This is a genomic window from Achromobacter sp. (assembly GCF_050285585.1).
In the GTDB taxonomy this organism is placed as follows: Bacteria; Pseudomonadota; Gammaproteobacteria; order Burkholderiales; family Burkholderiaceae_B; genus Achromobacter.
The window spans coordinates 70,145-90,121 of record NZ_JBLZXF010000017.1; the positions used below are offsets into that span (position 1 = coordinate 70,145).

21 protein-coding genes are annotated in these 19,977 nt (G+C 66.9%); 11 read left to right on the plus strand and 10 right to left on the minus strand.

What is annotated here, in order from left to right; translation table 11 throughout:
• A complete protein-coding gene (gene glcF / locus ACN6PJ_RS20525) occupies window positions 1-1,236 on the plus strand; it encodes a glycolate oxidase subunit GlcF (RefSeq protein WP_427997651.1) in 1,236 nt (411 codons plus the stop codon).
• Between the two features lie 67 nt (window positions 1,237-1,303).
• Here glcF and ACN6PJ_RS20530 read toward each other — a convergent pair whose 3' ends face one another.
• The 5 genes from ACN6PJ_RS20530 to ACN6PJ_RS20550 form a co-directional block, all read right to left on the minus strand.
• The gene (locus ACN6PJ_RS20530; RefSeq protein ID WP_427997652.1) at window positions 1,304-2,743 is read right to left on the minus strand and encodes an NAD(P)(+) transhydrogenase (Re/Si-specific) subunit beta; all 1,440 of its coding nucleotides are present in this window, start codon (window positions 2,741-2,743) and stop codon (window positions 1,304-1,306) included.
• Window positions 2,740-3,057 (minus strand): NAD(P) transhydrogenase subunit alpha, encoded by a 318-nt coding sequence (locus ACN6PJ_RS20535; RefSeq protein ID WP_427997653.1) that lies wholly within the window; start codon window positions 3,055-3,057, stop codon window positions 2,740-2,742. Before ACN6PJ_RS20535 ends, ACN6PJ_RS20530 begins: the two co-directional genes overlap by 4 nt.
• 2 nt (window positions 3,058-3,059) lie before the next feature.
• On the minus strand, window positions 3,060-4,178 hold the full coding sequence (locus ACN6PJ_RS20540) for a Re/Si-specific NAD(P)(+) transhydrogenase subunit alpha (protein WP_427997654.1): 1,119 nt from the start codon (window positions 4,176-4,178) through the stop codon (window positions 3,060-3,062).
• Between the two features lie 411 nt (window positions 4,179-4,589).
• Window positions 4,590-5,465: an N-formylglutamate amidohydrolase gene (locus ACN6PJ_RS20545; RefSeq protein ID WP_427997655.1), complete on the minus strand. Its 876-nt coding sequence runs from the start codon at window positions 5,463-5,465 to the stop codon at window positions 4,590-4,592.
• 70 nt (window positions 5,466-5,535) lie between these two features.
• The gene (locus ACN6PJ_RS20550; RefSeq protein ID WP_427997656.1) at window positions 5,536-6,525 is read right to left on the minus strand and encodes a Bug family tripartite tricarboxylate transporter substrate binding protein; all 990 of its coding nucleotides are present in this window, start codon (window positions 6,523-6,525) and stop codon (window positions 5,536-5,538) included.
• A gap of 281 nt (window positions 6,526-6,806) precedes the next feature.
• Here ACN6PJ_RS20550 and gcvA point away from each other — a divergent pair, with 281 nt between their 5' ends.
• From gcvA to ACN6PJ_RS20565, 3 genes are all read left to right on the plus strand, one after another.
• On the plus strand, window positions 6,807-7,733 hold the full coding sequence (gene gcvA / locus ACN6PJ_RS20555) for a transcriptional regulator GcvA (RefSeq protein ID WP_427997657.1): 927 nt from the start codon (window positions 6,807-6,809) through the stop codon (window positions 7,731-7,733).
• Between the two features lie 7 nt (window positions 7,734-7,740).
• On the plus strand, window positions 7,741-8,856 hold the full coding sequence (mnmA, locus tag ACN6PJ_RS20560) for a tRNA 2-thiouridine(34) synthase MnmA (RefSeq protein WP_427997658.1): 1,116 nt from the start codon (window positions 7,741-7,743) through the stop codon (window positions 8,854-8,856).
• 104 nt (window positions 8,857-8,960) lie between these two features.
• A complete protein-coding gene (locus tag ACN6PJ_RS20565; RefSeq protein WP_427997659.1) occupies window positions 8,961-9,779 on the plus strand; it encodes a sulfite exporter TauE/SafE family protein in 819 nt (272 codons plus the stop codon).
• 220 nt (window positions 9,780-9,999) lie between these two features.
• Here ACN6PJ_RS20565 and ACN6PJ_RS20570 read toward each other — a convergent pair whose 3' ends face one another.
• Entirely contained in the window at window positions 10,000-10,605 is a 606-nt protein-coding gene (locus tag ACN6PJ_RS20570) for a glutathione S-transferase (protein WP_043544311.1), read from the minus strand.
• A gap of 161 nt (window positions 10,606-10,766) precedes the next feature.
• Between ACN6PJ_RS20570 and purB the strand changes: the two genes are divergently transcribed.
• The gene (gene purB, locus ACN6PJ_RS20575) at window positions 10,767-12,143 is read left to right on the plus strand and encodes an adenylosuccinate lyase (protein ID WP_427997660.1); all 1,377 of its coding nucleotides are present in this window, start codon (window positions 10,767-10,769) and stop codon (window positions 12,141-12,143) included.
• Window positions 12,144-12,199: 56 nt separating this feature from the next.
• The gene (locus ACN6PJ_RS20580) at window positions 12,200-12,658 is read left to right on the plus strand and encodes a c-type cytochrome (protein ID WP_043544310.1); all 459 of its coding nucleotides are present in this window, start codon (window positions 12,200-12,202) and stop codon (window positions 12,656-12,658) included.
• Window positions 12,659-12,714: 56 nt separating this feature from the next.
• Here ACN6PJ_RS20580 and ACN6PJ_RS20585 read toward each other — a convergent pair whose 3' ends face one another.
• The 3 genes from ACN6PJ_RS20585 to ACN6PJ_RS20595 form a co-directional block, all read right to left on the minus strand.
• Complete coding sequence (locus tag ACN6PJ_RS20585; protein ID WP_427997661.1) at window positions 12,715-13,407, minus strand: cytochrome b/b6 domain-containing protein; 693 nt, start codon at window positions 13,405-13,407, stop codon at window positions 12,715-12,717.
• A gap of 88 nt (window positions 13,408-13,495) precedes the next feature.
• On the minus strand, window positions 13,496-13,777 hold the full coding sequence (locus ACN6PJ_RS20590) for a hypothetical protein (protein ID WP_427997662.1): 282 nt from the start codon (window positions 13,775-13,777) through the stop codon (window positions 13,496-13,498).
• A 600-nt stretch (window positions 13,778-14,377) separates the two neighbouring features.
• On the minus strand, window positions 14,378-14,737 hold the full coding sequence (locus ACN6PJ_RS20595) for a hypothetical protein (protein WP_427997663.1): 360 nt from the start codon (window positions 14,735-14,737) through the stop codon (window positions 14,378-14,380).
• A gap of 94 nt (window positions 14,738-14,831) precedes the next feature.
• Here ACN6PJ_RS20595 and ACN6PJ_RS20600 point away from each other — a divergent pair, with 94 nt between their 5' ends.
• From ACN6PJ_RS20600 to ACN6PJ_RS20620, 5 genes are all read left to right on the plus strand, one after another.
• Window positions 14,832-15,341, plus strand: a complete 510-nt coding sequence (locus tag ACN6PJ_RS20600; RefSeq protein WP_427997664.1) for a GNAT family N-acetyltransferase — start codon at window positions 14,832-14,834, stop codon at window positions 15,339-15,341.
• Window positions 15,342-15,487: 146 nt separating this feature from the next.
• Entirely contained in the window at window positions 15,488-16,201 is a 714-nt protein-coding gene (locus tag ACN6PJ_RS20605) for a DUF3053 family protein (protein ID WP_427997665.1), read from the plus strand.
• 58 nt (window positions 16,202-16,259) lie between these two features.
• Window positions 16,260-17,351 carry an AI-2E family transporter gene (locus tag ACN6PJ_RS20610; protein WP_427997666.1) on the plus strand — a complete coding sequence of 364 codons (1,092 nt, stop codon included), beginning with the start codon at window positions 16,260-16,262 and terminating at the stop codon, window positions 17,349-17,351.
• A gap of 130 nt (window positions 17,352-17,481) precedes the next feature.
• Complete coding sequence (locus ACN6PJ_RS20615) at window positions 17,482-17,703, plus strand: hypothetical protein (RefSeq protein ID WP_427997667.1); 222 nt, start codon at window positions 17,482-17,484, stop codon at window positions 17,701-17,703.
• Between the two features lie 393 nt (window positions 17,704-18,096).
• Window positions 18,097-19,674, plus strand: coding sequence for a diguanylate cyclase (locus ACN6PJ_RS20620; protein ID WP_427997668.1), 1,578 nt, complete (start codon window positions 18,097-18,099; stop codon window positions 19,672-19,674).
• Window positions 19,675-19,687: 13 nt separating this feature from the next.
• Here ACN6PJ_RS20620 and ACN6PJ_RS20625 read toward each other — a convergent pair whose 3' ends face one another.
• Complete coding sequence (locus ACN6PJ_RS20625) at window positions 19,688-19,930, minus strand: 6-phosphofructokinase (protein WP_427997669.1); 243 nt, start codon at window positions 19,928-19,930, stop codon at window positions 19,688-19,690.
• Window positions 19,931-19,977: the final 47 nt, after the last annotated feature.

A 19,977-nucleotide genomic window follows, 5' to 3' on the forward strand; every position in this document is an offset into this window, starting at 1 on the left:
ATGCAAACCAATCTGGCATCCTGGGCACGCGATACCGATCTGGGCAACGAGGCCGACGCCATCCTGAGGCGCTGCGTGCATTGCGGCTTCTGCACGGCCACCTGTCCCACGTACCAGGTGCTGGGCGACGAACTGGACAGCCCGCGCGGGCGCATCTACCTCATCAAGCAGGTGCTGGAGGGCGCCGAGCCCACGCAGTCGACCCAACAGCATCTGGACCGTTGCCTGACCTGCCGCAATTGCGAAACCACGTGTCCGTCAGGCGTCGAGTACGGGCACCTGGTGGACATCGGCCGCAAGATCGTGGACGAGCGCGTGCCGCGCTCCTGGGGCGACAGGACGAAGCGCACGGTGCTGCGCAAGGCCATGATGTCGCCGCTATTCGCGCCCGCGATGCGGCTGGGGCAGGCCGTGCGCGGGCTGTTGCCGGAGTCGCTGAAACGCAAGGTGCCGGAGCGCCGCGATGCGGGCGCGCTGCCGCAGGTGTCCGGGCACGCCCGGCAGGTGCTGATGCTGGCCGGCTGCGTGCAGCCCGCCATGATGCCGACGATCGATGCCGCCACCATCCGCGTGCTGGACGCCGTCGGTATCGGCGCGCGCATCGCGCCGGGGGCGGGGTGCTGCGGCGCCGTCAGTTTCCACCTGGACGCGCAGGATGCCGCCTTGGCGCAGATGCGCGCCAATGTCGACGCCTGGTGGCCGCTGGTGCAGGACGGCAAGGTCGAGGCCATCGTCATGAACGCCTCGGGCTGCGGGGCCATGGTGAAGGAATACGCTCATCACCTGCGGCATGATCCCGCCTACGCCCGGAAGGCGGCCGACATCGTGGCGCTGGTGAAGGACGTGGCCGAGATCGTCGCGCCGCACGCCGCGCAGCTGCGCTCGCGCCTGCCTGCGGGCATGCGGGCGGCCTTCCACCCGCCCTGCACCCTGCAGCATTGGCAAGGGTTGCGGCCGCTATCGGAACAATTGCTCGCGGACCTGGGTTTCGAATTGCAGCCATTCGCCGACAAGCATCTGTGCTGCGGTTCCGCCGGCGCCTATTCGGTGCTGAATCCCGAGATCGCGCTGCAACTGCGAGACCGCAAGCTGAGCGCCATTTCCTCTGGCGGGCCGGACGTGATCCTGTCCGCCAACATCGGCTGCATCGGCCACTTGCAAAGCGGCACCGATACGCCCGTGCGGCATTGGGTCGAGATCGTGGACGAGCGGCTGCAATCCGCCGCGGGAGCTTGACGCGGGAAGCGGCCGGGGAGGGCGCCGGGCCCCGGAGCTTCCCGTCGCCTGGCGCCCCCTGGCGGGCTTATTCCACCGCCTTGACCATGTCTTCCAGCACCTTCTTCGCGTCGCCGAAAACCATCATGGTGCGGTCCATGTAGAAGAGCTCGTTGTCCAGCCCGGCGTAGCCCGACGCCATCGACCGCTTGTTCACGATTACGGTGCGCGCCTTGTAGGCTTCGAGGATGGGCATGCCGGCGATCGGCGATTTCGGGTCGTTCTTCGCCGCGGGGTTGACCACGTCGTTGGCGCCCAGCACCAGCACCACGTCGGTCTGGCCGAACTCGCTGTTGATGTCCTCCATTTCGAAGACCTGGTCGTATGGCACCTCGGCCTCGGCCAGCAGCACGTTCATGTGGCCCGGCATGCGCCCGGCCACCGGGTGGATGGCGTACTTGACCGTGACGCCGCGCTCGGTGAGCTTTTCCGCCAGTTCCTTCAGCGCGTGCTGCGCGCGCGCCACCGCCAGGCCGTAGCCGGGCACGATGGTCACGCTTTCGGCGTTGGTCATCAGGAAGGCCGCGTCATCGGGGCTGCCCGACTTGACGCTGCGCTGCTGGGCGCTGCCCGCCGCCGCGCCGCCGCCGGCCTGGCCGCCGAAGCCGCCCAGGATCACGTTGAAGAACGACCGGTTCATCGCCTTGCACATGATGTAGGACAGGATGGCGCCGGAAGACCCCACCAGAGAGCCCGCGATGATCAGCATCGGGTTGTTCAGCGAAAAGCCGATGCCCGCCGCTGCCCAGCCCGAATAGCTGTTCAGCATGGACACCACCACGGGCATGTCCGCGCCGCCGATGGGAATGATGATGAGCACGCCCAGCACGAAGGCGATGGCGGTCATGATGACGAAGGGCGTCCATTCCTGCGTGAGCATGAACCAGATGCCGCAGGCCAACATCAGCAGCGCCAGCGCCAGGTTCAGCATGTGCTGGCCCGCAAACACCACGGGCGCGCCCTGGAACAGCCGGAACTTGTACTTGCCCGACAGCTTTCCGAAGGCGATGACCGAGCCCGAGAAGGTAATGGCGCCCACGAACGTGCCGATGAACAGCTCGAAACGGTTGCCCGTGGGTATCGGCGCGCCGGCCGCGGCGACGCCGAAGGCGTGCGGTTCCGCCACCACGGCGACGGCGATGGCCACCGCCGCCAGGCCGATCATGCTGTGCATGAACGCAACCAGTTCGGGCATCTTCGTCATTTCCACGCGCTTGGCCATGAGCGTGCCGATGGAGCCGCCCACCAGCAGGCCCAGCACCACCCATCCCAGGCCGATCGTGGCGGCGCCGTCGCGGGCCAGCCCGACGATGAGCGCGGCCGTGGTCAGCACCGCGATAGCCATGCCCGTCATGCCGAACAGATTGCCCAGGCGCGAGGTGGTGGGATGGGACAGGCCCTTGAGCGCCTGGATGAAGCAGACCGAGGCAACGAGGTACAGCAGCGTGACGAGGTTCAGCGAGATCATTTCGCGTCCTCCTTGCCGGGCTTCCTGTCCTTTTTCTTGAACATCTCGAGCATGCGCCGGGTGACGAGGAATCCGCCGAACACGTTGACCGCGGCCAGCGCGACGGCGAACACGCCCATGCCGCGCGCGAGCCCGCCTTCGGTCAGCGCGGCGGCCAGCATGGCGCCCACGATGATGATGGCGGAAATGGCGTTGGTCACGGCCATCAGCGGCGTATGCAGGGCAGGGGTGACGTTCCACACCACGTGATAGCCGACATAGACGGCGAGCACGAAGATGATGAGGTTCATCAGGGTGGGGTTGATCGCTTCCATGTTCAGGTTCTCCGCGTCACGTTGCCGCCTTCGCACACCAGGCAGGCCGCCACGATTTCATCTTCGCGCTGGATCGCCAGCGCGCCGTCGGCATTGATGATGAGCTTCAGGAAATCCAGGATGTTGCGCGCATACAGCGCCGACGCGTCGGTCGCGACCAGGCCCGGCAGGTTGGTCAGTCCGACGATCGTCACGCCGTGCTTTTCCACGATCAGGCCTTTTTCGGACAGGGGGCAATTGCCGCCTCGTTCGACGGCAAGGTCCACCAGCACCGACCCGGGCTTCATGGCCGCCACGGTTTCCGCGGAAACCAGCGTGGGCGCCGGCCGGCCCGGGATCAGCGCCGTCGTGATGACGATGTCGGCCTGCTTGCAGCGCTCGGAGACCAGCGCGGCTTGCCGCGCCATCCATGCGGGCGGCATGGGGCGGGCATAGCCGCCCGTGCCTTGCGCGATCTCGCGCTCTTCGTCCGTCTCGAAGGGCACGTCGATGAACTTGGCGCCCAGCGACTCCACCTGCTCGCGCGCGGCGGGGCGCACGTCCGAGGCCTCCACCACGGCGCCCAGCCGCTTGGCCGTGGCGATGGCCTGCAGGCCGGCGACGCCGGTGCCCAGCACAACGGCGCGAGCGGCCTTCAGCGTGCCGGCGGCGGTCATCATCATGGGGATCAGGCGCCCGTAGTGGTGAGCGGCCAGCAGCACGGCCTTGTAGCCCGCCAGGTTGGCCTGCGAGGACAGCACGTCCAGGCTTTGGGCCCGAGTGATGCGGGGCGCGGCCTCGAGCGCGAATCCGACCAATCCCGCAGCCGCCATCCGCGCGAGGCCGTCGGCGTCGAAGGGATCGAGCATGCCGATGACGACCGTGCCCGGCTTCATTTGCCCCAATTCGGTGGAATCCGGCGCGCGAACCTTCATGACCAGTTCGGCGCCCAGGGCATCCTGGGCTGTGCCGAGCGTGGCGCCCGCGGCTTCGTAGGCGTCGTCCAGATAGCGGGCGGCGGTGCCGGCCCCACGTTCGACGACGACGGTGTGCTTGCCGCCCACGTACTTCTTGACGGTCTCCGGTGTTGCTGCGACACGGGTTTCCCCGTCTCGGGTTTCTTTTGGTATCCCGATGTGCATCTACGCCTCTCCTCAGAAGGTTCGTCGTAGTTATACACGGGAATATGCCCCCACGCCGCACTCGCTTCGCTCGCTTGCTGCCCCCCAAGGGGGCTGGCCCGCCTTGGGGCGGCCCGGCGGCGGGCCGGCTATTTTTGCGGAGAGTGACGAGGGCTCCGGCGCTGCGCGCGCCTTGCGTGCTTGCTGCCCCCCGAGGGGGCTGGCCCGCCTTGGGAGCGCCCCGGAAGCGGGCCGGCTGTTCTTGCGAAGGCCGTTTGGGCTTCTCGCGTCGCACGTGCCGTGGGCGCTTGTCGTCTCCGCGGCGGGCACAAAAAAAGCCCCATGGCGAACCATGGGGCTGGGGCTTTTCAGCCCACTATTCCGGCCAGGCTTACCACGCCGCTGGCCGGCACTGCGCGCAAACGTCCGGCGTTAAGCCGTTTGCGCGCGAGTCCAGGTGATGAGCGCGGCGGTGAGGTCGCGCAGGTCGGCCTTCAGGCGGCCGTAGTTTTCGGATGGACGCAGCGTGACTTCATCCATGTAGAGCTTGCGGTTGATCTCGATCTGCAGGCTGTGGCGGCCTTCCTGGGGGCGGCCGAAGGCGCGCACCAGTTCCACGCCCTTGTAGGGATCGTTCACGGTGACGTTATAGCCGCGCTCGCGCAACCAGGCGGCGATGAACTCGCGGAAGGCGGGGTCGCTGGTGCTGCCGTCGCGGTCGCCCAGCACGAAATCGGGGTGGACCAGGCCGGGGCGGTCGGTGGCGAAGGCGCCGGCTACGCTGGGCATCGAGTGGCAGTTGATGTGCCAGACCTTGCCGAACTTGCGGTGAGCGTCGTCCAGCACGCGGCCCAGGGCGGCGTGATAGGGTTTCCAGCACGCGTCGATGCGGTGGCGGACTTCCTCGACCGTCAGCTTGCGGTCGTACAGCGGAGTGCCGTCATCGAGCATGCGCCAGATCAGGCCCTTGCCCAGCTTGACCTTGGGCGAGGCGTTGAGCGCGTCGGGCCAGGGCTGGTCGAGCAGCAGTTCATCGATCTCGTCGGGCGCGCGGTTGGCGTCGATGTAGGCGCGCGGGAAGGCCGCGGCGATCATGGGCACGCCCATCTCGAGGGCGTCGCCCCAAAGATCGTCAACCCAGGTGTCCTCGGCAGTGCGCAGTGCGCCAAAGTCCACCGCGGCCGCGAAATCGGGAGGGTAGGCGGTGCCGCTGTGCGGAGAGTCCAGCACGAGCGGGGCCGAGGATTCCGAATCGGGATATTGCTGCGGAAGGTCGAGCCGGTAAGACAGGGGTTGGGTAATTCGCATAAGGGGGTGGTGCGTTCGTGAATCGGAGATCCCCGCGCCCCGGAGAGGGGCGGCGGGGATCGAAGATCGATCAGTCGATCTTCACGTTTGCTTCTTTGGCGATGCGCTTGTTCTTGGCGATTTCAGCGGCGATCTGCGCGCCGAACTCGGCCGAAGTGTTGGCGGCGGGCGAGGCGCCCAGCGCTTCCAGGCGCGTCTTGACGTCGGCTTCGGCGCTGACCTTCTGGACGGCGGCGTTCAGCTTGGCCAGGACCGGCGCCGGCAGCTTGGCCGGGGCGACCAGGCCGAACCACGATGCGTCGTTCACGGCCGGCAGGCCGGCTTCGGCGAAGGTGGGAACGTCGGGCAGGGACGCCACGCGCTTGGGCGAGGCGACGGCCATGGCGATCAGGCGGCCGGACTGCACGTGCGGCAGCGTGGAGGGCAGGTTGTCATACATGACGTCGACCTGGCCGGCCAGCGCGTCGTTCAGCGCCGGGCCCACGCCGCGGTACGGAACGTGCATCAGGTTGGTGCCCGAGGCCATCTTGAACAGTTCGCCCATCATGTGCGAGACCGACCCGTTGCCGGCGGACGCGTACGTCAGCTTGCCCGGCTCGCTCTTGGCCAGCTTGATGAAGTCGGCGATGTTCTTGGCCTGGACCTTCGGGTTGATGGTCATGATGTTCGGCACGGCGGCCAGGTTCGAGATGGGCGTGAAGTCCTTCTCGCCATCGAACGGCAGGTTCGGGTAGATGGCCGGGTTGATGCCGTGCGTGCTGACGGTGGCGATGCCCAGGACGTAGCCGTCCGGCGCGCTGCTGGCGACGAAGGCGCTGCCGATCGAACCGCCGGCGCCGCCGCGGTTTTCCACGACGACGGTCTGGCCCAGTTCCTTGCCCAGCTTGTCGGCGAACAGGCGGCCGACGATGTCGGTCGTGCCCCCGGGCGGGAAGGGAACGATCAGGCGGATGGGCTTGGACGGGTACGCGTCTTCAGCGTGCGCGATGCCCGAGGTGAGCGGCGTGGCCAGGGTCGCGGCGGCGACGCACAGGCCCAGGACAACTTTACGGCGTTGCATGGATTCCCCTAATGAATTGGAAAGCGGATGCGCAAAGGCAGACGCAAACGCAACGATTCTTTCCTGGCGGCCCCGTTTGCGCAAACGAAAGTTTCTCCGTAAGCTATGAATTTTTTTCATGCCTCTTTTGGCGGCGGCCGTTCAAGGCGCTGTTTTTGCCGCCAAACCTGAAACAATTTGTGTTTCGCGGACGGGGCGCGGGACCAGTCTTTCCCACCGTCCCGGCTTAGCACTGCCCCGCAGCGGGCAAGGAGCCCACGGCTGCCGTGGGAACGATATTTATGCGGCGTTTCTGTCCCTCTTTAACGGATCTCCAGGCGTTCGAAGTCGCCGCGCGGCACAGCAGTTTCACGCGCGCGGCCCAGGAACTGTGCGTGACGCAGGGCGCGGTCAGTAAACAAGTGAAACATCTGGAGGAGTTCGTCGGCATCGAGCTATTCCTGCGGATCAGGCAAGGCCTGGTCCTGACGGAGGCGGGACGCAGCTATCTCACCAAAATCCAGGCCGGCCTCGGCCAGATCGAAGCCGCCACCGTGGAGCTGATCGCGCACCAGGGGCAGGGAGGCACGCTCAACCTGACCTGTATGCCGACGTTCGGGGCGCGCTGGCTGATTCCGCGGCTGACCGCCTTCATGCGCCTGCGGCCGGACATCCATGTGGAATTCCTGCCGCACCGTCAAGGCTACGACTTTTCCACGCCGGAGCTCGACGCGGCCGTGCGCTTCGGCGAGGGCATCTGGCCGGGCAGCGGGGCGGACTACATCGTCGGCCGCGAAATCCTGCCGGTGTGCAGCCCGCGCCTGATTCCGGGCGGCTGTAGCTCGCCGGCGGACCTGCTGGCGTATCCGCTGCTGCACCACACTTCGGCCCTGGAAGGCTGGCGCGATTGGTTCGAGCAGGCGGGCTGCGACACGCGCCGCAGCCTGGAAGGCGCCCGCTTCGACCAGTACGCGCTGCTGTCCCAGGCCGCCGCGGCGGGCTTCGGGGTCGCGCTGATACCGCGCTGCCTGATCGAGGATGAACTGCGCGACGGCAAGCTGGCCGTCGCCATCCAGCTGCCCATCCGTGCGCGCATGGGCTACTACCTATGCTATCCCGAACAGAAGGCCAACCTGCCTACGCTGCAGGCGTTCCGCACGTGGCTGATGGAAGTGTCTCGGGCCGCGGAACCGCAGCCGCAGGAAGAAACCCGCTCCGATTTAAAATAGCGCCATCATGAATCAAAAATCCAATAAGGGCCGCGTTGTCGTGGGCATGTCCGGCGGGGTCGATTCTTCGGTCACCGCGTGGCTGCTCAAGCAGCAAGGCTACGAAGTCGTCGGCCTGTTCATGAAGAACTGGGAAGACGATGACGATTCCGAATACTGCTCTACGCGCCAGGATCTTCTGGACGCGGCCAGCGTGGCGGATCTTGTCGGCGTCGAGTTCGAGTTCGTCAACTTCGCCGCCGAATACAAGGACCGCGTGTTCGCGGAATTCCTGCGCGAGTATTCCGCCGGACGCACGCCCAATCCCGACGTGCTCTGCAATGCCGAGATCAAGTTCAAGGCCTTTCTCGACCACGCCATGGCCCTGGGCGCCGAGCGCATCGCCACCGGCCACTACGCGCGGGTGCGCGAGGTGCCGGCCGCGGGCGGCGGCACCGAGTTCCAGTTGCTCAAGGCGCTGGACGCATCCAAGGACCAAAGCTACTTCCTGCATCGCCTGAACCAGGCGCAGTTGTCGCGCACCTTGTTTCCGCTGGGCGAAATCCACAAGACCGAGGTGCGGCGCATCGCGCACGAGATCGGCCTGCACAATGCCGCGAAGAAGGATTCCACGGGGATCTGCTTCATCGGCGAGCGGCCGTTCCGGGAGTTCCTGAACCGTTATCTGCCCACCGAACCCGGCTCGATCATGACGCCCGAAGGGACGACGGTCGGCCGCCACGAAGGGCTGTCTTTCTACACGCTGGGCCAGCGCAAGGGCCTGGGCGTGGGCGGCGTGAAGGGGCGGCAGCGCGAGGACGGCACGGCCGAGGCCTGGTACGTGGCCCGCAAGGACCTGGAGCGCAACGTGCTGTATGTGGTGCAGGGGCACGACCATCCCTGGCTGCTTTCGAACGCGTTGCGGGCGCAGGACGCCAGCTGGATCGCGGGCCGTCCCCCGGCATCCGGCGCGTACGGCGCCAAGACGCGCTACCGGCAGGCGGATGCCGCCTGCCGTCTCGACGGCGCCACGGACGCGGCCTTCGGGCTGGACTTCACAGAGCCGCAGTGGGCGGTGACGCCCGGGCAGTCCGCCGTGCTTTACGATGGCGAGGTTTGCCTGGGAGGCGGCATCATCGTGTAGGCGATGCGCCGGCAGGCGCCCGATGGGGCGCCCACTTTTCCAAGGCCCCTGGGGCGCTGCTCCAGGGGCCTTGTTCATGACCAAGAAGAAATAGGGAGACCGTTGTGGATGTAACGATGTTGATTTGCCTGCTGGTGCTGGGCGGCGTGGTCGGCTTTGCCGCGGGCCTGCTGGGCATCGGCGGCGGCATGCTGCTTGTGCCGTTCCTGACGATGCTGTTCACCTGGCAGGGCATGCCCGCCGAACTGGTGGTGCACGCCGCCATCGCCACGTCGATGACGTCGATCCTGTTCACGTCGATCTCCAGCGTCCGGGCCCACCAGCAGCGGGGCACGATCAAATGGAACATCGTCTGGGCGATGGCGCCCGGCATCATCATCGGCGGCCTGTTTTCCGGGGGCGCCGTGTTCGCCGCGCTGAGCACGCTGTGGCTGTCGCTGTTCTTCGCGCTGTTCGTCGGGTATTCCGGCTGGAGCATGCTGCGCAACAAGAAGCCCAAGCCCAGCCGTCAGATGCCCGGCGTCGTGGGCACGAGCGCGGCCGGGGCGGGCATCGGTTTCCTGTCCGGCCTGGTGGGCGCGGGCGGCGGCTTCCTGTCGGTCCCGTTCATGGTCTGGTGCAACGTAGCCCTGCACAACGCCGTGTCGACCTCGGCGGCGCTGGGCTTTCCCATTGCGCTGGCCAACAGCGTGGGCTACGTGGCGTCGGGCCTGAGCGCGGGCGAAACGCGGCCGGGCATGCTGGGCTATATCTATTGGCCCGCGCTGCTGGCGCTGGTGTGCACCAGCGTGCTGACGGCTCCGCTGGGCGCGCGCATGGCGCATCGCCTGCCGGTGCAGACCCTGAAGCGCGTATTCGCGTGCCTGCTGTTCGCGCTGGCTGCCTACATGCTCTTCAAGGCCTGGCAAACCTTCACCGCTTGAACACGGCGCCGCACGGCTCTACGGAGAGCGGCATGGCCATGCGGCGCCGCATGGCCGGCCCGGCATAGCGCCGCACGAATCCACGGAGAGAGGTATGGCCAAGTGGGGCAGGACGGCCCGACGGAGAGAAGTGTCGCCAAGCGAGGCCGCACGGATCCGGCTCCGCCGGTCCGTAGCGGCGCCTCCCTGGGGGGGAAGCGCGCAGCGCTTCGGGGGGGACCTATCCCGGTATCGTGTCGATGAACGATTGGCGCTGGGACAGCTTGTCGTACAGGCGGGCCAGGTTGAGGTGGTTGGCGCGCCAGTCGAGCGAGGCGAAGCGCAGGTCCAGGTAGCCCAGCGCGCAGCCGACGGCGATGTCCGCGAGGCTGTAGTTGATGCCCATGCAATGGGCGTTTTCGCCCAGGCTCTTGTTCATGGCGTCGAGGCTGGCGTGGATCTTGGAATATTGCCGCTCGATCCATTCCGGGCTGCGCTGGGCCTCGGGGCGCTGGTTTTCCTTGACGATGGTCACACAGGCGTCCAGGAGGCCGTCGGCGATGGCTTCCCAGCACTTGACGGCCGCGCGGTCGCGTCCCGGCTGAGGAATCAGGCGGGCGACGGGAGACAGGGTGTCCAGATATTCGACGATGACGCGCGAATCGAACAGGGCGCCGCCATCTTCCATGACCAGGCACGGAACCTTGCCCAGCGGGTTGTACGTTTGGATCTGCGTGTCGGCGGACCAGACGTTTTCGAGTTCAAGCCGGTAGTCCAGCTTTTTCTCGGCCATGACGATACGCACTTTGCGCACGTAAGGACTGGTAAGCGAGCCGATCAGTTTCATGGAGTCACAAGCGGAGTCGGAAAGCGGCCGAAGTATAGCAGGCCGCATGGCGGTCAGACCGCCCGCAGGCCGGAATCTTCGTCAGTTTGCCACAATGTTGCACGCTTCCGGATGATAAAATCGCCCGATTCGCTCATTCCCCGCTTTTTCTTTTCCAGACCATGCAAATCGCCGATCAGCTCAGTCAACTCAACGCCCTTTCGCCATTGGATGGCCGGTACGCTTCCCGGGGCGACGCGCTGCGCGGCCTGCTGTCGGAGGCCGGGTTCATGGCGCACCGCGTCGAAGTCGAAGTGGCCTGGCTGGTCGCGCTGTCCGACGCGGGCCTGCCCGAGCTGCCCGCCTTCTCCGAGACCGCCCGCGCGCGCCTGCAACAATTGGTGCGCGATTTCTCCGAATCGGATGCCGCCCGGATCAAGGACATCGAACGCGTCACCAACCATGACGTCAAGGCCGTCGAGTACTGGCTGAAGGAAAAAGTGGCGGATGACGCCGAGCTTGCCCGCGCCGCCGAGTTCATCCATTTCGCCTGCACGTCCGAGGACATCAACAATACCTCGCACGCGCTGATGCTGACCCGCGCCCGCAACGAAGTCGTGGTGCCGCGCCTGCGCGAGCTTGCCGCCAAGCTGAATGAAATGGCCATCGCCCAGGCCGACCAGCCCATGCTGTCGCGCACGCATGGCCAGCCCGCCAGTCCGACGACGCTGGGCAAGGAATTCGCCAACGTGGCCGCGCGCCTGAACCGCGCCATCGCCGCCGTCGAGGCCGTCGAGCCGCTGGCCAAGCTGAACGGCGCCACCGGCAACTACAACGCGCACCTGTCAGCCTACCCCGAGATCGACTGGCCCGCGTTCAGCCAACGCGTGCTGGCCGGCCTGGGCCTGACCCAGAACCGCCACACGATCCAGATCGAGCCGCATGACTGGATGTCGGCCCTGTTCGACGCCATCACGCGCGCCAACATCATCGTGCTGGACCTGGACCGCGACATCTGGGGCTACGTGGCCCTGGGCTACTTCAAGCAGCGCCTGAAAGAGGGCGAGGTCGGCTCGTCCACCATGCCGCACAAGGTCAACCCGATCGACTTCGAAAACTCCGAAGGCAACCTGGGCCTGGCCAACGCCGTGCTGCGCCACCTGGCCGACAAGCTGCCGGTCTCGCGCTGGCAGCGCGACCTGACCGATTCCACCGTGCTGCGCAACCTCGGCGTGGGTCTGGGCTATTGCCTGGTGGCCTGGGATGCCTGCATGCGCGGCCTGGGCAAGCTCGAGGTCAACGCCACGGCCATCGACGCCGACATCGATGCGTGCTGGGAAGTGCTGGCCGAACCGGTGCAGACCGTCATGCGCCGCTATGGCCTGCCGCAGCCCTACGAACAGCTCAAGGCTTTGACCCGGGGCAAGGGCATCACCGAGGAAGGCCTGCGAGAATTCATCCAGGGCCTGGCGCTGCCGGAAGAACCGAAGGCGCGCTTGCTGGCGATGACCCCGCGCTCGTACATCGGGCTGGCGGCGGCCTTGGCCCGGGCGGTATAGTCGCCCTGCCGCGCGCGGCGCGCGCGGCATCTTGTTTGACCTTACGGGAGATAGCAATGAAGAAGTTGTCCACGCTCGTCGCGCTGGCCTGTATGACGGTTGGGCCGTTGCTGGCGACGAACGCCTCCGCCCAGTTCGCCAAGCCCGAGGATGCGGTCAAGTACCGCCAGTCGGCGCTGACGCTGATGGCCTCGCACTTCGGCCGGATGACGCCGGTGGTCAAGGGCCAGGCGCCTTACGACGCCGCGCAGATCAAGGCCAACGTGGAAGTGCTGAAGACGCTGTCGGCGCTGCCGTGGGCGGCATTCGGTCCGGGCACGGAAGGCGGCGACGCCCGTCCGGAAGTCTGGAGCGATGCGGCCGGCTTCAAGCAGAAGCAGCAGGCTTTCCAGGACAATATCGTCAAGCTGTCGGCCGCCGCCGACTCCGGCGACCTGAACAAGCTGCGCGCCGCGTTCGGCGATGTCGGCGCAAGCTGCAAGGCCTGCCACGACTCTTACCGCAAGAAGAAGTAAGCCCCGGCGGAAAAAAAAGCCCCTCGAACGAGGGGCTTTTTACTGGGCGGGCGGTGTCAGGAAAAAGACATGTCCGCCGCGATCTCCAGCGACCGGATCCAGAGCACCAGGCCCGTAGCGCAGGCGCCGAGCACCAGGGCGCGCAGCCAGATGGCGATGCCGTCCTGCGTGGGCGGCGTGCCGGCCGGCACGTCCTTGGCGTCGACCTTGCCGGTGATGATCGCGCGCACCAGCCGCTTGCGGCGCACCAGCGCATACCAGGCGACGGCGGCCAGGTGCAGCGCCACCAGGCCGATGATGACCCACTCGTTGAGCTTGTGCCAGGATGTCATGGCGCCGGCGAAGGCCGCGCTGACGTGCCCGAACAGGGGGCCTTGCGTCATGATGTCATCGGTGGTGAACAGGCCGCTGACCGCCTGGAATCCGATGACGAGCAGCAGCGCCACGACGGATAGGGCGCCCAGGGGATTGTGGCCGGCCGGCGCGGCGCCGCCCTTCAGGTAGTTGGCCACGGCGGCCGGGCCGCGCAGGAACTGCGCGAAGCGCGCGTAGCGGGGACCGAAGATTCCCCACAGCAGCCGGAACAGGATCAGGCCCAGCGCCGTGCAGCCGAAGCGCACGTGCCAGTCCATATAAAGGCCGCCGAGCTTCACGCTGACGAAGGCGCCGACGATACAGACGACGAGCGCCCAATGGAATAAGCGGGTGGGGAGGTCCCAGATGTGGACCGCGAGACGATTGTTCTGCATGTGGGGATCGCCAAGGCCTGGTTTTCCAGGGACTTTATCACGCGCGAACCGCCCCGCCGCCCGGGGAAAAGGGTGGGGCGGGACGGGTTCAGTGGGCGGCGCGGCGCACCGGTTCGATGCGATGCACGTGCTCGTGGCGGAAGCGGATGCGCTGGCCCGGGGCCTGCTGCGCGGACGCGCCGCAGGGCACGACTTCGGTCGTGTAGGTGGTCGTGCCGTCGATCGGCGCGTTGAAAATGACCGTGGCGCGGATTTCCGGGCCATCGACCGGTTTCAGGTAGACGATGTCGCCGACGTGGATCGGCATGTTGTCCAGCTTGGTGTGGGCGGGACGTCGGATCAGGTCCGAGGTGGTGAAATGGATATTCATGGTGTTTGTTCTCTTGGTTTCTAGTTATGGGAAAAGCCGGTTCTGCCATGGCCCGTGAGCTTGCCATGACACTACCCGATAACAGCCGCGAACCCTTTGCGCATTCTCATGTTTCGCGCAGGCTGCGGGCCGCAACGCCATCGCCAAGTCTGGGGTGGCATCGTTTCAGGCGTGTGGCGCGCCGGCGCAACAATGCGTTTTCCGGCGCAAATGGATCGGGCCTGGATTCTTGCCGGGACGCGCCGCGATGCCGCGGGGCGCAACTTGCGTCAGCCGTGGCTGGTTTTCAGGGCGGCTTGTTTGCAGGACCGCCCGGGTTTCGGGTTCCGCGCCGGTTTGTTTTCTGATGGGAATGGGCGTGGATAGCGGTCTTGCCGTCGAGTGCGGGAGGCTGGGCGGTGCCGATGCACCTTGTGCTAACGCACCTCATTGTGCGTGATGCCCGTGCCAGCGAAAGCCGTTAAAGTTCTTCCGCAAAAAGCACTCAACCATTAATGATACGGCTAGTTCGCGTATTTTGCAAGCATTTTATTGAAGAAGGGCGGCAGTTTTGGCAAGGGGCGGCAGTTTTGCGCGCGATTTCCGCCCCGTCATGCGGCTTCAATGCGTTGCCGGGCGCGCCTGGCGCTGGGCTTCGATGATCAGGCCTTCCAGGCGCGGAGACATGCGCAACGCCACCTGCGCGCCCATTTGGCCGTCGGGCCCGCGCTCCGTTTCCAACGCCAGGCCGATGCGTTCGTTGTCGAAGGCTTCAGGAGCCGCCTGGATTTCCACGTAGCGGTCCAGCAAGGCGTCGACTGCCTTTTGCGCATCGGCCAGTGCTTCGTCCGACAATTGCCCATGCCCCAGGTACTGGTTGACCACCCGCGCCAGGTCGTTCATGAAAAACAGGAGGGCGGCGGCGCCGCGGCAATCGGGATGGGCGAAGCCCCAGGTGTCGGGGGTAGGATTCTGAGTCATGGGAAGAGGGCAGTGTCACGGGCGGCCCAGGGAGCCGGAAACGCCATTTTATGGGAACGGGCGGCAGGCCCGCATGGTGCATACTTCGACGCCTATGATCAGACTAGCACTTCCCTCCGACCTGGCCAGCCTGGCCGATATCGAACGTTCCGCCGGGAAGCGATTCCTGGGCACCCCCATGGCCTGGGCCGCGGCCGACGATCCCGTGCCGCGGATGGTGCTGGAGCAGGCGCAGGCGGCAGGCCTGCTGTGGATCGCCGAGGCCGAGGACGGCCTGCCCGCCGGATTCGCGCTCACCCAGCCGATGGATGGGGATCTCTATCTTGCCGAAATGGCGGTGGCCTTGCCGAGGCAGGGGCGCGGCCTGGGGCAGGCCCTGCTGGGCGCGGTGCGCGCGCACGCCCGCGCCGCCGGCTACCGGTCGGTGGTGCTGACCACGGACCGCGAGCTGCCGTGGAATGCGCCTTTTTACCGGCGTCACGGTTTTTCAGAATTGCCGGCGGACAGGATCCCGGCGCTGCTCGCGGCGCGCCTGCGCCAGGAAGAGGCGTCGGGCTTCGATCCGGCGCGCCGGTGCGCGATGGCCTGCCCGGCACAAGCGTGAGCCGCCCTGTGTCAACACGCTTCGATGGCAACAAATTCCGCCCGCCGGCAGCGGCGGCGCGGCGCTTCGGGATAATCTGCGGGTGTGGGGCCGCCCGGGAACGGGGCTGCGCCGCTTCCGCAAACCCGCATGCAAGGAGGATGGGCATGGCATTGCTGCGAGCTTGCCTTCTGGGCCTGGCAACGGCGTCGATGCTGTTGCTTGCGGCCTGTGTCAACAAGGAGCCGCAGGAACGCACGGCGTTCATCCAGCTGCTGCAATCCCGGATCAGCAGCGCGTCCCTGGTGCCTCTCGCCGTGCTGAGCAAGCCGGAAAAAGAGGCGGTGGGCGACTATGCCGATGCCTACGATGTGATCGTCGACTTCCAGCAGGCCATGGCCAAGTCCGCCGTGGCCATGCGGGACGTGCTGGCCGTGGAGACCCTGCGCTCGGTGGGCGACATCGTGGAGCGCAGGGCGCGCTTCGAGGAGGCGCGCAAGACGCTGGCCGAGAACGCCGCGAAGCTTGAGGATGCGCGCGCCAAGGCGGACAAGGCGCGGGGCGGCCTGGCGCTGCCGCCGGATCTTGCCCCCGTCTACGACGGCGTCTATGACGAGGCGGTGACCGCTCCCGCCGCGGAGCTCATGGATGCGGCCTCGAAGATGGACGCGGTTGCGCGCGATGCCCTGGGCGTCGCGGATTTCGTGGCCGCGCATGAGGAAGACATCCTTCTCGTGGACGGGCAGACGCTCGTGACGATGCCGACCGTGCAGCAGGAGCTGAACCTCCGGCTGCAAGGGCTGAATGCGCAATCGGACGGCCTGGAACGCGCCCGCGCCATCGTGTCGCAGGCGGCGGGCATGGCCCGGGGCGAACCCTGACGCGGCGCCGCTTTGTACAATGCGGGTCTCGCGGCGCTTGCCGTGCCTGGGACGGAACATGAGCCAATCTTCCAGCGTGCACTACAGAACCTTTCTGCTCCTGCTGGTGGCGGTCACCATCGCGTTCGGGTGGTTGCTGTGGCCCTTCTACGGGGCCGTTTTCTGGGGCGCCATCCTCGCCATCATCTTTGCCCCCTTGCAGCGCCGCCTGGTGCCGCGCATAGGAGGGCGGCGCAATCTGGCGGCGCTGATCACGCTGCTGCTGGTGCTGCTGCTGGTGATCCTTCCTTTGGTCGTCATCAGCGGATCGCTGGTGCGCGAGGGCGCGAACCTCTATCAAAGCATCAAGTCCGGGCAGGTCAATTTCGGCGCGTATTTCCAGCAGGCGATGGCGGCCTTGCCGCCTTCGGTGCATGACCTGCTGGCGCGCTTCGACCTGGCGGACATTCCCAGCCTGCAGGAAAAGCTCAGCGCCGGCGCGATGCAGGCGAGCCAGTTCCTGGCCACGCAGGCCCTGAGCATCGGGCAGGACACGTTCCAGTTCGTGATCAGCTTCGGCATCATGCTGTACCTGCTGTTTTTCCTGCTGCGCGACGGCCCGCAACTGTCGGCGCGGCTCAAGCGCGCCATGCCCCTGAGCGACACGCACAAACAACATCTGTTCCGCAAGTTCACCACTGTCGTGCGCGCTACCGTGAAGGGCAACGTTGCGGTGGCGGCGGCGCAGGGAGCGCTGGGAGGCATCATTTTCTCGATCCTCTCCATCCAGGGCGCCTTGCTCTGGGGGGTGATCATGGGCTTTCTGTCGCTCCTGCCCGCGGTGGGCGCGGGCTTGATCTGGGCGCCGGTCGCGATCTATTTCCTGCTGACGGGCGCCACCGTGAAGGGCGTCGTGCTGATTCTGTTCGGCGTGCTGGTCATCGGCATGGTGGACAACGTGCTGCGCCCCATCCTGGTGGGCAAGGACACCAAGATGCCGGATTACGTGGTGCTGATCTCCACGCTGGGCGGCATGGCCTTGTTCGGCTTGAACGGCTTCGTGATCGGTCCGTTGATCGCCGCGCTGTTCATGGCGAGCTGGGATCTGTTCGCGCCCTTGCCCGAGGCATCCCCCGGCGCTGCCGAGGAGCGCCGGCCCGCGAAGAAATAGCCCCGGCGGGCGGGCTGGATGGCCATCGCGCCATCCGTTCATCCGGCCGCGGGTGTATGGTGTAGCAGCGCCCGGTCCCGCCTGGGACGGGCCTTTCGTGTCGACTTCGCCTATCAGGAGCGTGTTGCATATGGAATGGAAACTGCATCGGTCGGGCTGGATCGAAGAACGCAACTTCGACATTGAATTCGCCGAGACCCCGGAGGGCTACCACACCCGGGTGCGAGTCTTCGGCTTTCCCATACTGGAAGACACCAAGCACGTCTTTCCCAACGAGGCGCTGGCGGAGAAGGGCGCCCTGACCCTGCTCAAGAGCCAGTTCACCGGCACGCCGGACCTGGAAGAACAATAGCGTCCGGCAGGCGCGGCCTTCTTGGGCCTGGCGTTCGCCGTCCTGTCCGGCGGCGGCGTTGATCCGCTCGATCCGACCCGCGAGCAGGCCATGAGCGGCCGGCACGAGCCTTTACGGCCATGGCGGCCGGATCGGGTCCCAGGGGATGCCCCAGGCGGAGCCCATGGCCTGGGGCGCGGTTTCGGAGTAAATTGGGGACGCCGGGATCCGGCCGCTCCGGTGCCGGTTACCCGGGTCGCGGATTGTGCGATTGCGAGCTTCTGCAATATTTTCTGACTTCCGTTCGTGCGTCGGCGACGGGCCGGGCCGGACGTTTCGGGAGGCGCATGAGTTCAACGGTGTCGGTGCGATCGCAGTCGCGCAGCGCGAGGGCCGCCCTAGGCGGGCCGGCCCATGGCTGACGGCCAGAGCGTCGTTGGTGCGCAGGCCCGGGCGCCGCGGCGCTACTCCATGCGCACGGGCCTGCTGGCCCTGGTCGTCGCCTGTATTTCGCCCGCGCTGGTGGTGGCGTCGGTGGCCGTCTACGAAAGCTACGTCATCCAGAAAGAACGGATTTTCCGCGACACGATTTTCCTGGCGCGCAATCTCGCGGCGATTCTCGACCGGGAGCTGACCGGCGTCGAGGCCGGCTTGAAAATGCTTGCGTCTTCGCCGGATCTCGTCGCGGGCGATCTCGCCGCTTTCCATGAACGCGCGCGCGAAGCCGCGCACTTCCAGATCGTCGACAATTATGTCCTGACGGACAAGGACGGCCGCCAGCTCGTCAATACGGAAGTGCCCTTCGGCAATGTCTTGCCGATGAGCGGCGCGCCCGCGGAGCTGGCGCGAGTCTTCCATACGCGCGCGCCGGTGCTGACGGGGCTGTTCACTGGCGGGCTCAACGTCGGCCCGACCATCGCGCTCGGCGTGCCGGTGGTGCGCGGCGGCGAGGTCGTCTACAGCCTGAACGTCGGGATCCTGCCCGAGCGCATCGGCAATGTGCTGGGCCGGCGGACCTTGCCGGACGGCTGGGTCGCCGCCGTGCTGGACGGCTCCGGCACCATCGTCGCCCGCACGAGGGACACGTCGAAGTTCGTTGGCCAGAAGGCCGTGCCCGCGCTGGCCCGCGCCGTGCAGCAGGAAGGCGAGGGATCGTTGGAAACGGTCACGAAGGAAGGCACGCCCGTCTATACCGCGTTCAGCCGGTCGTCGCTGTCGGGCTGGACCGTCGCGGCCGGCGCGCCCATGGCCTTGGTGACGACGGACCTGTACCGCTCTATCGCCTGGATCGCCCTGGGCACCCTGTTCGCCTTCGGCCTGGGGCTATGGCTGGCCCTGCGGCTCGCCAACCGGCTGACCTCGGCGGTGCAGGGCCTGGTCGTGCCCGCGCTTGCGCTGGGCAAGGGCCGCGCGGTGGAACTGCCCGGCACGCGGGTCAAGGAGGTGGCGGAAGTGGGCGGCGCGATGCAGCAGGCCTCGCGCATGCTGGCCCACGCGCAGCACCTGGCGCACTACGACCCGCTGACCGGCCTGTGCAATCGGGTCCTGTTCGGCGAACTGGTGCAGCGCGAGCTGGCGGTGGCGCAGCGCAGCGGCGAATCCTTCGCGATTCTTGCGATCGACCTGGACGGATTCAAGTCGGTCAACGACATGCACGGCCATGCGGCCGGCGACGCGGTGCTCAAGGAGGCGGCGGAACGCATGGCCGAAGCGGTCCGCGTGTCGGACGTCGCGGCCCGCCTGGGGGGCGACGAGTTCGCGGTGCTGCTGCTCGGCGCCACCGGGGAGAACGCGAGGCTGGTCGCGCAATCGCTGGTGGAGCGCCTGTCGCAGCCCTATCCCGGTATCCGGGCGGCCGTATCGGCCAGCGTGGGCGTCGCGGTGTTTCCGCAATCCGGCATGACCCTGCGGGAACTGCTGGAGCGCGCCGACGTGGCGCTCTACAAGGCCAAGGGGGAGGGCAAGCGGCGCGTCGTGTCGGACGGGGCGTAGCGCCGCGGCCCGTTCAGGCCTCGTGGCCCGGAGGGGCGAGGGCGGTGAGGACTTCCCCCGATTTCAGGCGATACCGGTTGCGGTCCAGCGCGAGCACGCACTCTCCGTCGGAAGTCCGGAGGATGTAGCGGGCGGCGTCGGACGGATGCGCCGCGGCGTGCGGGCCGTCGGCGTGCAGGAAGACTTCTATGCGGTAGAGCCGGCCCGATTCCGTGCTGGCGAGGACGTCGCTCAATCTGCGTATCGATATGGTCATGCGGCTTTCTCTCCCTGTTCGTTGCCGCGGCACAGAGGCGCTTTCGG

Bases quoted from the DNA above. Each gene is read 5' to 3' on its own strand.
- ACN6PJ_RS20600 (WP_427997664.1), top strand. From the start codon at position 14,832: ATGATCAGACTAGCACTTCCCTCCGACCTGGCCAGCCTGGCCGATATC.
- gcvA (WP_427997657.1), top strand. From the start codon at position 6,807: ATGCGGCGTTTCTGTCCCTCTTTAACGGATCTCCAGGCGTTCGAAGTC.
- ACN6PJ_RS20585 (WP_427997661.1), bottom strand. From the start codon at position 13,407: ATGCAGAACAATCGTCTCGCGGTCCACATCTGGGACCTCCCCACCCGC.
- ACN6PJ_RS20580 (WP_043544310.1), top strand. From the start codon at position 12,200: ATGAAGAAGTTGTCCACGCTCGTCGCGCTGGCCTGTATGACGGTTGGG.
- ACN6PJ_RS20605 (WP_427997665.1), top strand. From the start codon at position 15,488: ATGGCATTGCTGCGAGCTTGCCTTCTGGGCCTGGCAACGGCGTCGATG.
- ACN6PJ_RS20545 (WP_427997655.1), bottom strand. From the start codon at position 5,465: ATGCGAATTACCCAACCCCTGTCTTACCGGCTCGACCTTCCGCAGCAA.
- ACN6PJ_RS20610 (WP_427997666.1), top strand. From the start codon at position 16,260: ATGAGCCAATCTTCCAGCGTGCACTACAGAACCTTTCTGCTCCTGCTG.
- ACN6PJ_RS20570 (WP_043544311.1), bottom strand. From the start codon at position 10,605: ATGAAACTGATCGGCTCGCTTACCAGTCCTTACGTGCGCAAAGTGCGT.
- ACN6PJ_RS20530 (WP_427997652.1), bottom strand. From the start codon at position 2,743: ATGATCTCGCTGAACCTCGTCACGCTGCTGTACCTCGTTGCCTCGGTC.
- ACN6PJ_RS20615 (WP_427997667.1), top strand. From the start codon at position 17,482: ATGGAATGGAAACTGCATCGGTCGGGCTGGATCGAAGAACGCAACTTC.
- ACN6PJ_RS20535 (WP_427997653.1), bottom strand. From the start codon at position 3,057: ATGGAAGCGATCAACCCCACCCTGATGAACCTCATCATCTTCGTGCTC.
- ACN6PJ_RS20540 (WP_427997654.1), bottom strand. From the start codon at position 4,178: ATGCACATCGGGATACCAAAAGAAACCCGAGACGGGGAAACCCGTGTC.
- ACN6PJ_RS20595 (WP_427997663.1), bottom strand. From the start codon at position 14,737: ATGACTCAGAATCCTACCCCCGACACCTGGGGCTTCGCCCATCCCGAT.
- ACN6PJ_RS20590 (WP_427997662.1), bottom strand. From the start codon at position 13,777: ATGAATATCCATTTCACCACCTCGGACCTGATCCGACGTCCCGCCCAC.
- glcF (WP_427997651.1), top strand. From the start codon at position 1: ATGCAAACCAATCTGGCATCCTGGGCACGCGATACCGATCTGGGCAAC.
- ACN6PJ_RS20550 (WP_427997656.1), bottom strand. From the start codon at position 6,525: ATGCAACGCCGTAAAGTTGTCCTGGGCCTGTGCGTCGCCGCCGCGACC.
- purB (WP_427997660.1), top strand. From the start codon at position 10,767: ATGCAAATCGCCGATCAGCTCAGTCAACTCAACGCCCTTTCGCCATTG.
- mnmA (WP_427997658.1), top strand. From the start codon at position 7,741: ATGAATCAAAAATCCAATAAGGGCCGCGTTGTCGTGGGCATGTCCGGC.
- ACN6PJ_RS20620 (WP_427997668.1), top strand. From the start codon at position 18,097: ATGGCTGACGGCCAGAGCGTCGTTGGTGCGCAGGCCCGGGCGCCGCGG.
- ACN6PJ_RS20625 (WP_427997669.1), bottom strand. From the start codon at position 19,930: ATGACCATATCGATACGCAGATTGAGCGACGTCCTCGCCAGCACGGAA.